The following is a 14,298-nucleotide window of genomic DNA, read 5'->3' on the forward strand; positions in this document are numbered from 1 at the left end:
TATCACGCCTCCCTGAGCAGCGCAATTGACGAGCCATGTCATTGAACCGCAGGCGGGCTGTCAGCCAGCATCGCGTCGATACGCTCAATGTTAAGCTCCAGTTCCGCCTTGATTTTCGAGCCTTCAGGCGCCCTTGCAGCCAAAGGCGCCCAAAGATCGCGGGCGGCCTGTAACTGGCCCGCTCGAACGAGAGCCAGGCCGTAGAAATAGGGCGGAGCAGGCGCTTGTGGGTCAAGCGACATGGCGCGCCGGTAAGCAAAGTCAGCGCTCGGCGACACCACACCGTCGGCATGTGCCACAAGCGCATTGCCCAGACCCAACCACAGGTTGGGATCACCGGGCGATTGTTTGATGCCCGCAAGCAGCACGTTCGCCGATTCTTTCGTCTTGCCCTGCCTGCCAAGGCCGTCTGAGAGCATCAGCCACTGCCCTGCCGGACCATAGCGCTCCGCCATGCCGCGGCGTAGTTGGGCGACTTGCTCATCAAACTGCTTGCCGTTCGAAGCAGCAGCATTTCTGGGCGCTCCCGCCAAGCCAGGATTTCCCTGCCATGCATAACCGGCAAGGCCGAGTAGCAGAGCGGCAGCCGTCAACTCCCATGAAACGCGCGGAATACGGCCGACGGCTACCAGAAGCGCCATCAGGCAAATAGCAAACGCAGCCGCTATGACCCATCCTGTCATCGCGGTCCTCCCCGCTTAATCCGGCCGCGCACAAGCAACAGCCCAAGGCCGATCAGCAGTAATGGCGCGCCCCAAAGCGGCCAAAGAACCGGGTCCGCCGTAGGCTCATAACTTACCCAATCGCCGTAACGTTCAATGAGCCAGCTCCGGATATGCTCGGGTTGTTCCCCCGCCATGATCCGCTCCCTGATCTGGGAACGCATATCACCTGCCAGACTGGCGTTGCTGTCAGCGATAGATTGGCTCTGGCAAGTGAGGCAGCGAATCGTCTCCATCAGCGCCTTCGCCTTTCGCTCGAGCGCCGGATCATCGATTTGCCGGTCTGCATAGGGAGCCGGAGGAAGCGCCGACTGCGCCAGCACCGGCGAACTCATCAGCAATGCAAGCAATGTCAGCAGCCGTGTCATCTCGCAGCCTCCAAACGCTGGAGAATCATCGGGATGTCATCCGCCCTTATGTCACCGACATGCTGGTAGGCGATGCGCCCCTTTCCATCGATGATGAAGCTTTCCGGCACGCCGGAGGAGCCAATCGCGATCTGCACGCTACTGCGCGCATCAAGGCCGATACGGCCATATGGATTCCCATAGCGCTGAAGGAAGCGGTCGACATCAGACCGGGCATCACGGATCGCGACCCCGTCAATTTCCACACCTGCTTGCTTCAGCGCCATAAGCTGCGGAGCTTCCGCAGCGCACGGCACGCACCAACTGGCGAAGATGTTCAACAGCCGGGGCTTGCCCGTTGCCAGTTCCGCGCTGGCCAAGGCGGGGCGATCGCTGGCCGCTGCTGGCAAGGTGAATTCGGGCAATGTCTTGCCGACGAGCTTGGAGGTGATGACCCGGTCGTCCGGCTTAAGCAAGCCGCTCGCAAACAGGATGAAGAAACCCGCAAAGAACACAAGAGGTAGCCAAATCAAGAGCTTCTTCATGTCGCAAGCGTCCTGCTGCGCCATTTAAGAAGCCATCCTCGGCGCTCGCGCCCTACCAATGCCAATGCGCCACCAAGGGCAATCAGCCCGCCGCCAAACCAGATCAGCGTGACAAAAGGCTTCCACCAGACCCGCAGTTGCCAACGTCCCTCGGTCGCCTCTTGGCCGAGCACCACATAAAGCTGCCCGTTCCAGCGGGTCAGCAGGGCCGCTTCAGTGGTGGTCGTGGGGGGAGAAGGGAAGAAACGAGATTGTGGATGCAGGGCAACCGGTGCCTCATTCCCCCGGCTCGCCTCCATGTCAGCCTGTAAGGCTGTCCAATTGTCTCCGGCGATCGGCGAAATCTGCACCAGGCGGAGTTTCCAATCGGCAGCTTCGACGACGTCGCCGGGGCGGACGGCCGCCAGCTTTTCAACGGTAAACGCAGAATCGCAAGCCATGCCCGCGAGGCTGACAGCGCATCCGAGGTGAGCGATGACCATGCCCCAGGTAAACAGCGGCGTACGGCGCAAGTTGCGCTTCCACAACGGGGCGACGCTGCCCGCTGCAACGGCCAAGGCGATGACCAGCCCAAGGAACGGCAGCACGCCAATCCGTCCCCAGGCGAGCATTGCCATGACGGCAAGAGCGATCAAGGCGATGACTGCCGGAATCATCATGCGCCCGGCAACCTCTGCCAGCTTGTCCCGGCGCCAGCGGGTCAATGGTCCCGCCACCATGACGATCATCAGGATGAGCGCAATCGGGCCAGCTATCCTGTCGAAATAAGGAGCACCAACCGATACCTTATGCCCGAACGCCTCGGTCAGCAGCGGATAGAGGGTGCCGATCAGCACCAGGCCCAGTATCACCGTCAGCAGCAGATTGTTGATCACCAGCATGGTTTCGCGGCTGACAAGCTCGAACGGCGCGCCTTCACGAACCGCCCCGACCCGCCATCCGAACAACGCCAGCGCGCCTCCGATATAAAGGCCCAGGAGGATCAGGATGAAGCTGCCTCGTTCCGGATCAACGGCGAAGGCGTGGACGCTCGTCAATATGCCCGAGCGGACCAGGAAGGTCCCAACCATCGACATAGAAAACGCGATGACGGCCAGCATCACTGTCCAGGCCCGCAAGGCATCGCGCGTGGCGAGTACTGTCACGCTGTGCAGCAAGGCCGTGGCCGCGAGCCAAGGCATCAACGAAGCGTTTTCCACAGGATCCCAGAACCACCAGCCTCCCCAGCCCAGCTCATAATAGGCCCAGTAGCTGCCAGCCGTGATTCCGAGCGTCAGAAGTATCCATGCTGCCAGCACCCAAGGACGCATCGCCTTAGCGAAATCTGCATCAACCCGCCGCGTCAGCAGCGCGCCAATGGCAAAGGAGAAGGCGACGGAGAGGCCGACATATCCAAGATAAAGAGTCGGCGGATGGAACGCGAGGCCGGGATCCTGCAACAGAGGATTGAGTCCTTGACCATCCGCTGCGGGAGGAGTGATCCGCGCGAAGGGGTTGGATGCGAAGAGCAGGAAGGCATAAAACCCCAGGCTGATAGCCGCTTGACCGCCCAGCGTCGCCATATGCGTGTCCCGCCGTAGCGCCCGTTCAAACAGGGCAACGGCAGACCCCGCGACGCCCATGACCGTTACCCAGAGCAGCATAGAGCCTTCATGGTTGCCCCAAGTTCCCGCGAACTTGTAAAGCCACGGCTTCATGGAATGGCTGTTGGTGGCGACCAACAGCACCGACATATCCGACCGCATGAAAAGCGTTATCAGCGCCACAAAGGCAATGGCGGTGAGAGCGCCTTGGGCAACGGCTACTGGTCGGACCGCCTGGAGCAATTCGCTCTTTTTTCCCGCCAGCCCGAAAGCCACCAGGCTCAGTTGTAGAAACGCCAGCGCCGCCGCAAGCCATAGCGCGGCCAAGCCCGCTTCGGCGATCATGCCGCCTTCTCCGCTCGTTCCCGCCCTATGGCCACCCTAACAACGTTCACTGGCCTGCCTTCATCTCGTGGGTCGTCTCATTATACTGAATGCCTTCGAGTTCCCGAGGCATGTACCGTTCATCATGCTTGGCCAGAAGGTTGGTGGCGATGAATGTACCCGTGCCATCGAACGATCCTTCCGCGACCACGCCGGATCCTTCCTTGAACAAATCTGGAGCGATGCCCTTGAAAACGGCAGGAACGGTCGCTTTTCCGTCGGTCACGTCAAAATGCATTGTCACGCCGTCGGCGGCTCGCTTGAGACTGCCTTTCACCACCATGCCGCCCAGACGAATGGATTTGCCCGGTTCGACACCTTTGGCACGAACGTCGGCGGGCGCGTAGAAATAGGCAGCTTCGTCGCGCAATGCCGATGCCGCGAGCAAACCCGCACCGATCAAGGCGAACAATGCGACGATCGCTAGAATGAGGCGCTGATGTTTCGCTTTCATGGCCGGTCTGACAATCTCTGTGCAGCCGACTCTGCATCACGCATGGAGCGCCAGCATGCAAGGCAGAGGGCCAAGGTGCCCGAAAAGGTCAGCACATAAGCGCCGACGACGAAAGCCCATTGGTTCATGCCATTATCCCCGCGCCAGCCGCTGCATGCGCGCTTCCACCTTGTTGCGCGCCAATATCGTGCGCATCCGCATCAACACGATCGCCCCGAACAAAAGGGAAAAACCGATAAGGGTAAGCCCCAGCGGCCAAAGAATCGACGTGTCGATACTCGATCCGCGCATCGTGATGCTGGGTCCCTGATGGAGACTGTTCCACCACACGACGGAGCGATTTATGATCGGTATATTGACCGCCCCGACCAAGCCAAAAATGGCTGTAGCCGCACTGACGCCGCCCTGTTCCTGACGCGCACTGGCATTCGCCAGCGCGATATATCCAAGATAAAGGAAAAGGAGCACGAGCATGGACGTCATCCGCCCGTCCCACTCCCACCATGTCCCCCAGGTGGGACGCCCCCAAATGGACCCTGTCGCAAGGCAAATGGCCGTAAACAGCGCGCCCGGGACCGCAATCGCGCGTCCCGCAACAGCGGCCAGCGGATGCCGCCAGACCAGCTGCATCAGCGCCGCCACAGCAATTCCTGTCCATCCGGCCATTCCAAGCCATGCCGCGGGCACATGGATATAGAGTATACGAACCGTCTCACCCTGGAGATAGTCAGCCGGGGTAATGAACAGCCCGCAGCCCGCACCCACCAGAAGCAGAACCAACCCTGGCCAGAACAGCCAAATGGTCAGCGGCCGAGCGATCTTCAGGAAACGGGCAGGATTGGCGAAGCGATGCATTTGGACAGGCTCTTTAGCTGCGCCGAACGCGCAAAGCCAGTGGCCCTTTTCTGTTGCGCATAGGACATAATGTCGCTGCCACGGCGTCCCAAACAGCCTTTTTTGTTTCAGACAGGCGACAAATCAGGATCGAACCACTATATGCGCGCGCAGCAGCCATTTGAGGCGCACAGCATCGGCTATGGATCCGCTCGCACCCATGTTTACGACAAACCCGTTCGACGACGACAAGCTGCGTGAAGAATGCGGCATTTTCGGCGTCATTCAAGCCGAGACCGCTTCGGCGATCGTCGCGCTTGGCCTTCATGCGCTTCAACACCGTGGACAGGAGGCCGCCGGCATCACCAGCTGGGACGGTCACGATTTCCATACCCACCGCGCCATGGGGCATGTGGCGGGCAATTTCGACCGCGATGAAGTGATTCGCGGCCTGCCGGGCCACACGGCATCCGGGCACGTCCGTTACTCGACCACGGGCGAAACGTCCCTCCGCAACGTACAGCCCCTCTATGCCGAGCTTAACTCCGGCGGCTTCGCCATCGCGCATAACGGCAATATCTCCAATGCGATGAAGCTCCGCCGCGAGCTGATTCGTCGCGGCTCAATCTTTCAGTCGACCTCCGACACCGAAGTGATCATCCACCTGGTCGCGACTTCGACCTATCGGACTCTGCTCGACAAGTTCATCGATGCGCTCAAGCAGATCGAGGGCGCCTATTCGCTGATCGTGACTACACCCGAGGGCATGATCGCGTGCCGCGACCCGCTGGGCATCCGGCCGCTGGTCATGGGGAAATTGGGCGACGCCACCATTTTCGCGTCGGAAACCGTCGCCTTTGACGTAGTAGGCGCCGACCATATTCGCTCCATCGATCCGGGTGAGCTAGTCATCGTCACTCATGATGGGGAGATGCGCAGCCATCGCCCCTTCGGCGATGTGCATCCGCGCCCCTGCATTTTCGAACATGTCTATTTCAGCCGCCCCGATTCGATCGTGGATGGTTCAAGCGTCTATTCGGTTCGCAAGGCGATCGGCGCTCAATTGGCAATCGAAAATCCTGTCGATGCCGACCTGGTTATTCCCGTTCCCGACAGCGGCGTGCCTGCAGCCATCGGCTATGCCCAGCAGTCAGGGCTTCCCTTCGAACTGGGCATCATCCGTTCCCACTATATCGGACGGACGTTCATCCAGCCAGGCGACAAGGTCCGCCACCTTGGCGTCAAGCTCAAGCACAACGCCAATCGCGCCCTAATCGCCGGGAAGCGCGTCGTTCTTATCGATGATTCTATCGTGCGGGGAACGACCAGCCTCAAAATCGTGCAGATGATGCGTGAGGCAGGCGCCAAGGAAGTGCATATGCGCATTGCCAGCCCGCCGACAAAACATAGCTGCTTTTACGGCGTCGATACGCCTGAACGCACGAAGTTGCTGGCGCATCGCCTGGACATTGGCGGCATGCAGGACTTCATCCATGCCGACAGCCTTTCCTTCATTTCGATCGACGGCCTCTACAAGGCGCTGGGCGAAACGAAACGGGCCGACATCCGCCCTCAATATTGCGACGCCTGCTTTACCGGCGACTATCCGACCACGCTTACCGATCAGGACGACGTCGTGGTGAAGAACCAGCTTGAATTGCTCGCTGAACGGGTCGTCTGATCGACAGGTCATTTCAGGATGGCTGCCCGGTCATGGGCAACCACTACCTTTCCCACTAAACCGGCCCTCTCCATCCGGAAGGGCGAACAGGATGCTTCATGTCCACTCTTCCTCTTTCCGGTAAGCTTGCCCTGGTGACCGGCGCGAGCCGTGGTATCGGCGCCGCCACTGCCAAGGCCCTCGGCGCTGCTGGTGCTCATGTCATTCTGACAGCCAGAACTGCCGGCGGTCTTGAGGAGGTAGAAGAATATATCCACGGCGCCGGAGGCAGCGCCACCATAGCGCCGCTCGACTTGGTCGATGGCGAAAGCATCGGGCGGCTTGCTCAGGCGGTTTCGGGCCGGTGGGAGGCGCTGGACATTCTGGTTTTGAACGCAGCGACCCTAGGCAGCCTGGCTGCGGTGCCCGCGATCGACGTGAAGGAATTCGCTCGACTGCTGACGCTGAACATAGCCGCACCGCAGGCTTTGATCGCAGCTTTCGACAGAATGCTCCGCGCAAGTTCCGACGCGCGTGTCATTGCTATCACATCATCGGTCGCTACCGCGCCGCGCGCTTATTGGGGGGCCTACGGCGCGTCGAAGGCAGCGCTGGAAACGCTCGTAAGCACGTATGGCGAGGAAGTGAAAAATATCTCGGCCATACGCACTCATATCGTTGACCCGGGCGCGACCCGGACGGCGATGCGCGCCAGAGCCTATCCGGGAGAAGATCCCGCGACGGTGAAAGACCCCGAGGTCGTGGGCCAAGCCATAGCTGATCTCGTCCTTTCGGATCGGCCAAACGGCTATCACCAGCGTTTGGATTGATCTTAGCCCGGCTTGACCAGCGTTACCTGAGCGACATCGATCGTGCCGCCGCGAAAGCCGCCTTCGCAATACATCAGATAATAGCGCCAGAGCGCGACGAAATGCTGGTCGAAACTGGGAGGTAAAAGACCGCGGTCGACGGCTCGGTCGAACCTTTCCCGCCAGCGCCGAAGAGTTTCCGCATAGTGGACGCCAAAATGGCGTACCTCCCTCCATTCCAGCCCATTGGCTTCCGACAAAGCCCTGAAGCGGCTTTCGGACAGCAGCATTCCGCCGGGGAAAATGTAAGTCTGGATAAAATCGGCGCCACGCGCATATTTTTCAAATATGGCGTCGTCGATGAGGATATATTGGATTGCCGCCTTCCCGCCAGGTTTCAGCAACCTCTCTATGGCAGCGACATAAGCGGGCCAATATTCCTGGCCCACCGCTTCGACCATTTCGACGCTTGCGATCGCGTCATACTGTCCTTGAGCGTCCCGATAATCCGTCAGCAGGATGCTTGCGCCAGCACCAAGCCGATCTCGCGCATAGTCGGCCTGCTCGGTCGACAGGGTCAGTCCGTAATAGCGGATGGCGCAACGTTGCAGCGCCTGCTCAGCCAAACCTCCCCACCCGCAGCCTATCTCAAGCAGTGTGCTGCCTTCCTTGAGGTCGAGCCGGTCGAGGATAGCGTCCACCTTGCGCTGCTGCGCTCGTTCAAGGCTCTCGATCCGGTCATCGGGATCACGGAACAAAGCACTGGAATAATGCATGTCCCGGTCCAGCCATAGGCGGTAGAAGTCGTTCCCAAGATCATAATGATAGGCGATGTTACGACGCGACCCCTTCCGGTCGTTGCGACGCACCCAATGCCCGAACCGGGCAATCCATCGGGCCGGGCCATTTGGGCGAGCCACATTACCCAGTGTCGCGGCGTTCGCCATGAACAACTCGAACAAGGGGACCGGGTCCGGACTACTCCATTCACCCGCAGCCCATGCCCGATACCATCCGGCCGATCCCCCGACGACCAGCCGCAACAGAGCGCGCCAGCGGACCAGCCGGACTTCGCAGACCGGCCCCGTTCCACGCCCCCCCAATATTCTCGCGGTTCCATCCGGCAGCGTGGCCTCAAGCCTTCCTTTCAGAAGGCCCGAATCGATACGGTCCAGCAAACGGTGGAAGTGAGGGGCGACCAAGCGCGACGCCCATCCGCGCGTATTTTCCCCGTCCAGGCGCCGCACGGTCGGCGCTCGTCTGCCATGCCCGGGATCGATCGCGTTCATCCCTTCACCCCTGTTCCCTCGTCCATGCGTCCGTCCTTAGGCCCTGCTTTGTCGGTAGGTTGCAAGCGCGCGTTCGCGTGCCTCGCGATGACCAACGCGCTTGGCAGGATATGAGGCCGGTCGTGCATCATAGGCTTCAGGATCGTGAATCGCCGTGTCATCGAGATGAGCCAATTCGGGCACCCACTGCCTGATATAATCACCCGCTTCGAATTTTGGAGACTGGGTCAGCGGTGCCATGATCCGGGAAAACAGGTTTGCGTCAACGCCACTGCCCGCCACCCATTGCCAATTCACGCTATTGTTGGCGTAATCCGCGTCCACCAATGTGTCCCAGAACCATTGCGCCCCGTGTCGCCAATCTATCAGAAGATGTTTGATGAGGAAGCTCGCGGCGATCATGCGAACCCGGTTGTGCATCCATCCGGTCGTCCAAAGCTGGCGCATACCGGCATCCACTATCGGGTAGCCCGTTCGTCCTGTTTTCCAGGCGGCAAAATCATCGACTGCTTCGCGCAAGCTGCGCCAAGCAAACCGATCGAAATCGGAGCGGGCGTTTTGTGACCCATAGGTCGGCAATGCCCAAATCTGCGTATGCGCATAGTCCCGCCAGATCAGTTCCTTAAGAAAGGTGGCCGCATCTGCCGCCGCCTCGCTCACCCGATGCCAGACATAGGCGGGAGAGACTTCGCCGAAATGGAGATGAGGAGAAAGCCGCGAAGTTCCTTCCACGGATGGAAGGTTACGCGCCACATCATATTCATCCGCCTCATCGAGAAATGAGGCGACGCGGTGGCGCGCCCCATCTTCACCAGGCGACCAGTCCTCGGCAAAAGCTGCTGCCCAGTTGGGACGACGAGGGCATAGTTCCCAATCGTCGAGCGAATCGCTCGCGGGCCATTTTGCTGGCGCGTCGATCTTTGACGGGGTCGCGACGGGTTCGGCCGGTGGCATGTGAAGCATCGTTGCCCGGGCGAACGGCGTGTATATCTGATAAAGATTGCCGCCCGACGCGCGGACACTCCCAGGCGGCAACAACAGCATACCGTCGTGAAGCTGAAGATCGATCTGCTTCGCTGCTGCCTTTTCGGCATTCCGCCACCATGGCTCATAATGAGCCAGTGCATGCACCCGCTTGGCACCGGTTTCGCGGGCGAGCCTCTCTAGCTGCTCGGCGCTCTCCCCTTTGCGCAGGATGAGGCGAGACCCCTTGCGACGAAGGCGGTCGTCCAGGGATTTCAGGCTGTGATGAAGCCACCATCGCTGCGCGCTGCCCATCTTCCATTGCTTTGGGGATGTATCGTCCAGGATATAGACCGGGATCACCGGCCCTTCCTTCACTGCCGCCGCCAGAGCTGCTTGATCAGATAAGCGGAGGTCTTGGCGAAACCAAAGGATCACGGGATTGGACATTAGCCAGCTTTGCCATTGCCAGGCCGAGCTTCCAATCCCCTCTCCCATTTCGACGCGAAAAGCTGTCCGGATATGGTGCTGGGCGTTTTAGCGCATGGACGACCGCTGCTTCGCCCTTTATCATTGCACTGCACAAAGCGGGCCAATGGCTTGCGGCCAGGACAATGATCAGGGGACATCATGGCATCGGCGCCAAATGATTCGGAACTCGCATATCGGCCCTGCGTCGGCGTGATGCTTGTCAGCATGGAGGGCAAGGTCTTTGTCGGCCAGCGGATCGATAGCCAGGTGGAAGCTTGGCAAATGCCTCAGGGTGGAATCGATCATGGGGAGGAGGAAAGGACTGCCGCGCTGCGCGAACTGGGCGAGGAAACCGGCATCGGCCAGCATCATGTAGAGATCATCGCGAAAGCGCGGGACGAACATTTTTACGATTTACCGCCTGAACTTGTCGGAAAATTATGGGGCGGCAAATATCGCGGTCAGCGCCAGATATGGTTCCTCGCGCGCTTCCTCGGCAGCGACGAGGATATCAACATCGCTACTGATGATGCCGAATTCTCAGAGTGGAAATGGATCGAGCCGGAAGCCCTTCCTGACGTGATCGTTCCGTTCAAGCGGAAGCTGTACCGGGACATTTTGCAGGAATTCAAGGCTCTCATCTGACCGGATCACTGATCCTTTAGGCCCACTAGCGCGATCGGGAATAAATTGCGGTATCGCAAGACTGGAGGCCATCAACTTCGTCTGATAAGCTCCGGCGCATGAACGGCCTTTCGTCGTCAGACCGCGAACTCTTGGATCGCGCCGCAGCCGCCCCGATGCTGGATCAGGTTCAGAAATGGGCCGCTATTAATAGCGGATCGCGGAACCTGCCCGGTTTGGCGATGACTGCTTCGATGCTGGCAGATGCATTCTCCACGCTACCCGGCGACATTCGCCTGATCGAAGGCACGAAAGTCGATGCTGTTGATTCCGAAGGACGCATCCAACTGGTCCAACATGGACAGAATCTGCTGCTTTCGGTGCGACCCGACGCCGCGATCAGGCTCCTCCTGACTGGACACATGGACACGGTCTTTCCGGCGGATCATGGATTCCAGTCGCTTCGATGGATCGACCCCGGCAGTCTGAACGGTCCCGGCGTAGCCGATATGAAAGGCGGTCTAGCCGTGATGCTATCGGCACTCGAAGCGTTCGAGGGGTCTCCGGCTGCCGCCCGGATCGGTTATGACGTCGTCATAAACAGCGATGAGGAAGTTGGCAGTCCTTCTTCGGCAGACCTTCTCATGATAGTCGCGAAGGGGAAAGTTGCAGCGCTGACCTATGAACCGGCGCTTCCCGATGGCACGCTTGCGGGAGCGCGGCCGGGTAGCGGGAATTTCTCCTTCATAGTCAGTGGCCGGAGCGCCCACGCCGGGCGCAACCCGGAAGAGGGCCGCAACGCTCTGCTCGCAGCAGCCGATCTCGCCCTCAAACTTAAAGCGGGGAGCGGCGCTGGCTTTACGTGCAATCCCGCGCGGATAGATGGCGGCTCTCCCAATAATGTCGTGCCCGACCGTGCGATCCTGCGCGTGAATTTCCGGCCTCGGACTGCGGAGGCTGAGGAGAGCGCGAAGCGGCTCATCAGTAATTCCGTACGCGAAGTTGCTCGCGATCATGATGTGAGCTTGAAAGTTCACGGGTGCTTCGGCCGTCCGCCTAAACCTCTCGACGAAAAAGCCGCTGCCCTCTTTCAGTTGGTCAGGCAATGTGGCGCGGATTTAGGCTTGGCCGTGAGCTGGCGGAACACAGGAGGCGTTTGTGATGGCAACAACATTGCGGCGTGCGGCGTGCCTGTGGTGGACACGATGGGTGTTCGGGGCGGTGCCATTCATAGTGACGAGGAATATTTGATCGTTGAAAGCCTTGCCGAACGCGCGCAACTTTCCACGCTGACCTTATTGCGGATTGCGGAGGGCAAATTTCGACAGGAGAAGATGGTTTGAGCTTTGTCATGCGGACTGCGCGGGCGGATGATCTGCAAACCCTGTATGAACTAGCGAAAATAACGGGGGGCGGATTTACCAACCTGCCTGCTGACCGGAAGGCGCTGGAGCAGAAGCTGATCCGGACCGAGATGGCGCTCGCTCGGGAGAGTGGAGGGGTGGAGGATGAGCTTATCCTGATGGTGCTTGAAAACTGCACCACGGGACAAGTTCGTGGTACTTGTCAGATTTTCAGCAAGGTAGGGCAAAGCTGGCCCTTCTATTCCTATCGCCTGGGCGTCCTGACCCAGCATAGCCGGGAATTGTCCCGCACATTCCGGGCGGAGATGCTGTCGCTCGTCACGGACCTGGAAGGTTCGACGGAGGTCGGCGGCCTCTTTTTGCATCCACGAGAGCGCGCCGAGGGCCTGGGCCTGCTGCTCGCCCGCAGCCGTTATCTCTATATCCGCAGTCATCGCGAACGCTTCGGAGACCGGGTGATAGCCGAGCTGCGCGGCGTAATCGATGAGGCAGGAGGCTCGCCTTTCTGGGATGGGCTCGCGGGGCGCTTCTTCGGCATGACATTTCAGGAAGCGGATGAATTCAATGCGATCCATGGCAACCAGTTCATCGCGGACCTGATGCCCAAGACACCTATCTACACCGCCATGCTGAACGACAGTGCAAAGGCGGTGATCGGCCTGCCTCATCCCAATGGCCGGGCTGCCATGCGGATGCTGGAGACGGAGGGTTTTACGAATCCGGGATATATCGACATATTCGACGGCGGCCCGACGATGGTGGGACAGATAGACGCACTGCAAACCATATCCCATGCGCAGGATGTGATCCTGTCCGCCGTTCATGACGGTGGAGGAGAAAGACAGCTGGTGGCCACCGGAGAACGCGCGGATTTTCGTTGCACATATGCAATGGTCAAGGAAGACGGCGATAACCTGTCGCTTGATCGGCAAAGCGCCGAACGGCTGGGACTGGAACCCGGGCAGCAGTTCATGATGGTGTCCCGCGCATGACGGTCAGGGAAATCAACTTCGACGGCTTGATCGGGCCAAGCCACAATTATGCGGGGCTTAGCCTGGGAAACCTGGCATCGGCAGGAAGCGCGGGAACGACGTCATATCCCCGGGCCGCGGCGTTGGAAGGCATCGAGAAGATGCACGCGAACCTGCGCCTGGGACTAGTACAGGGTATATTCCTGCCCCAGTGGCGGCCGGACGGGCGATGGCTAAGCGCCTTGGGCACAAATATCGGCGAAGCTGAGCCCCATATCCGGGCGGCGGCGATGTCCGCGTCCTCCATGTGGGCGGCGAACGCGGCGACCGTGTCGCCCGGCCCCGATACGGCCGACGGACGCACGCACCTGACTATAGCTAACCTCGTCACCATGCCGCACCGAAGCCATGAGTGGCAGCAGACACTGGCCCAGTTGCAGGTCGCTTTTTCCGACAAGGATGCCTTTGCGATTCATCCCCCTATCCCCGCGCCCTACGGCGATGAAGGCGCGGCCAATCACATGCGATTATGTGACAGCCATGCGGATCGGGGCGTCGAGATATTCGTCTATGGCCAATCCGGCGGCCCCTACCCCGCCCGTCAGCATGTGGAGGCCAGCAAAGCCGTCGCGCGGCTCCATGGCCTTGATCCGGCACGCACATTGTTCGTCATGCAGTCCGAGCAGGCGATAGCGGCTGGCGCCTTTCACAATGACGTCGTGGCCGTCGCCAACGAGACCGTGCTTCTCGCCCATGAGCAGGCCTTCGCCGACAAGGCGCGCTTCTACGATCAACTGCGCGCCATGCTGCCCGCGGTCCAGATCATCGAGGTGCCGGAGGCGGCCATCAGCCTGGCCGATGCCATCCAAAGCTATCTGTTTAATGCGCAACTGGTGACGCTGCCGGACGGCGGCATGACGTTGATCCTGCCCGCTGAGGCCAAGGGGGTTGCGAGTGTCTGGAACTGGCTGGAAAAACTGGTTGCGGGCAATGGCCCCATTCGCGAGTTGATCACCGTCAATGTGCGACAATCCATGGCGAATGGCGGCGGCCCGGCCTGTCTGAGGTTGAGGGTCGTCGCTGATCCCGCCAATGTCGATCCCCGTTTTCTGGTGAACGAGGCCAGGTTAGATGAGATCGCGAGCATAATCGAGCGCTATTGGCCTGAGCGGATCGTGCCCGCCGATCTGGCCGACACCCGACTGATCGCCCAGATCGAACAATCGTGGTTAATGCTTGTTGACCATTTGCAGCTTTCGGGCGACTTAATTCCCTAGA

Annotated in this window: 14 protein-coding genes; 6 read left to right on the forward strand and 8 right to left on the reverse strand. The window is 60.0% G+C overall.

Annotated elements, in window-relative coordinates:
• Positions 1 to 38: 38 nt before the first annotated feature.
• From ACZ5ZH_RS05135 to ccmC, 6 genes are all read right to left on the reverse strand, one after another.
• Complete coding sequence (locus tag ACZ5ZH_RS05135) at positions 39 to 683, reverse strand: tetratricopeptide repeat protein (protein ID WP_460985888.1); 645 nt, start codon at positions 681 to 683, stop codon at positions 39 to 41.
• A complete protein-coding gene (locus ACZ5ZH_RS05140; RefSeq protein WP_460985889.1) occupies positions 680 to 1,090 on the reverse strand; it encodes a cytochrome c-type biogenesis protein in 411 nt (136 codons plus the stop codon). Before ACZ5ZH_RS05140 ends, ACZ5ZH_RS05135 begins: the two co-directional genes overlap by 4 nt.
• Positions 1,087 to 1,614, reverse strand: coding sequence for a DsbE family thiol:disulfide interchange protein (locus ACZ5ZH_RS05145; protein WP_464772380.1), 528 nt, complete (start codon positions 1,612 to 1,614; stop codon positions 1,087 to 1,089). The genes ACZ5ZH_RS05140 and ACZ5ZH_RS05145 overlap by 4 nt, the downstream gene beginning before the upstream one ends.
• Positions 1,611 to 3,542, reverse strand: a complete 1,932-nt coding sequence (locus tag ACZ5ZH_RS05150; protein WP_464772381.1) for a heme lyase CcmF/NrfE family subunit — start codon at positions 3,540 to 3,542, stop codon at positions 1,611 to 1,613. Before ACZ5ZH_RS05150 ends, ACZ5ZH_RS05145 begins: the two co-directional genes overlap by 4 nt.
• 46 nt (positions 3,543 to 3,588) lie before the next feature.
• Entirely contained in the window at positions 3,589 to 4,035 is a 447-nt protein-coding gene (gene ccmE / locus ACZ5ZH_RS05155; protein ID WP_449472484.1) for a cytochrome c maturation protein CcmE, read from the reverse strand.
• Positions 4,036 to 4,167: 132 nt separating this feature from the next.
• Positions 4,168 to 4,890, reverse strand: coding sequence for a heme ABC transporter permease CcmC (ccmC, locus tag ACZ5ZH_RS05160; protein WP_464772382.1), 723 nt, complete (start codon positions 4,888 to 4,890; stop codon positions 4,168 to 4,170).
• A gap of 181 nt (positions 4,891 to 5,071) precedes the next feature.
• Here ccmC and purF point away from each other — a divergent pair, with 181 nt between their 5' ends.
• Together purF and ACZ5ZH_RS05170 are read left to right on the forward strand one after the other, a co-directional pair.
• Positions 5,072 to 6,550: an amidophosphoribosyltransferase gene (purF, locus tag ACZ5ZH_RS05165; protein ID WP_449472500.1), complete on the forward strand. Its 1,479-nt coding sequence runs from the start codon at positions 5,072 to 5,074 to the stop codon at positions 6,548 to 6,550.
• A 98-nt stretch (positions 6,551 to 6,648) separates the two neighbouring features.
• Positions 6,649 to 7,359, forward strand: coding sequence for an SDR family NAD(P)-dependent oxidoreductase (locus ACZ5ZH_RS05170; protein WP_464772383.1), 711 nt, complete (start codon positions 6,649 to 6,651; stop codon positions 7,357 to 7,359).
• Between the two features lie 2 nt (positions 7,360 to 7,361).
• Here the strand turns inward: ACZ5ZH_RS05170 and ACZ5ZH_RS05175 are convergent, their stop codons facing one another.
• Together ACZ5ZH_RS05175 and ACZ5ZH_RS05180 are read right to left on the reverse strand one after the other, a co-directional pair.
• Positions 7,362 to 8,627: a class I SAM-dependent methyltransferase gene (locus ACZ5ZH_RS05175; protein WP_464772384.1), complete on the reverse strand. Its 1,266-nt coding sequence runs from the start codon at positions 8,625 to 8,627 to the stop codon at positions 7,362 to 7,364.
• Positions 8,628 to 8,663: 36 nt separating this feature from the next.
• Positions 8,664 to 10,040 carry a cryptochrome/photolyase family protein gene (locus ACZ5ZH_RS05180; protein ID WP_464772385.1) on the reverse strand — a complete coding sequence of 459 codons (1,377 nt, stop codon included), beginning with the start codon at positions 10,038 to 10,040 and terminating at the stop codon, positions 8,664 to 8,666.
• Positions 10,041 to 10,220: 180 nt separating this feature from the next.
• Between ACZ5ZH_RS05180 and ACZ5ZH_RS05185 the strand changes: the two genes are divergently transcribed.
• The 4 genes from ACZ5ZH_RS05185 to ACZ5ZH_RS05200 all read left to right on the forward strand — a co-directional run bounded on the left by ACZ5ZH_RS05185 (position 10,221) and on the right by ACZ5ZH_RS05200 (position 14,297).
• Complete coding sequence (locus ACZ5ZH_RS05185; protein WP_464772386.1) at positions 10,221 to 10,706, forward strand: RNA pyrophosphohydrolase; 486 nt, start codon at positions 10,221 to 10,223, stop codon at positions 10,704 to 10,706.
• 98 nt (positions 10,707 to 10,804) lie between these two features.
• Positions 10,805 to 12,028, forward strand: a complete 1,224-nt coding sequence (locus tag ACZ5ZH_RS05190; RefSeq protein ID WP_464772387.1) for a hydrolase — start codon at positions 10,805 to 10,807, stop codon at positions 12,026 to 12,028.
• Positions 12,025 to 13,041 (forward strand): arginine N-succinyltransferase, encoded by a 1,017-nt coding sequence (locus ACZ5ZH_RS05195; RefSeq protein ID WP_464772388.1) that lies wholly within the window; start codon positions 12,025 to 12,027, stop codon positions 13,039 to 13,041. The genes ACZ5ZH_RS05190 and ACZ5ZH_RS05195 overlap by 4 nt, the downstream gene beginning before the upstream one ends.
• The gene (locus ACZ5ZH_RS05200) at positions 13,038 to 14,297 is read left to right on the forward strand and encodes an N-succinylarginine dihydrolase (RefSeq protein ID WP_464772389.1); all 1,260 of its coding nucleotides are present in this window, start codon (positions 13,038 to 13,040) and stop codon (positions 14,295 to 14,297) included. Before ACZ5ZH_RS05195 ends, ACZ5ZH_RS05200 begins: the two co-directional genes overlap by 4 nt.
• The last annotated feature ends 1 nt before the right edge of the window (position 14,298 follow it).

The sequence above is a fragment of the Sphingobium sp. TomMM7A genome, from assembly GCF_055397305.1.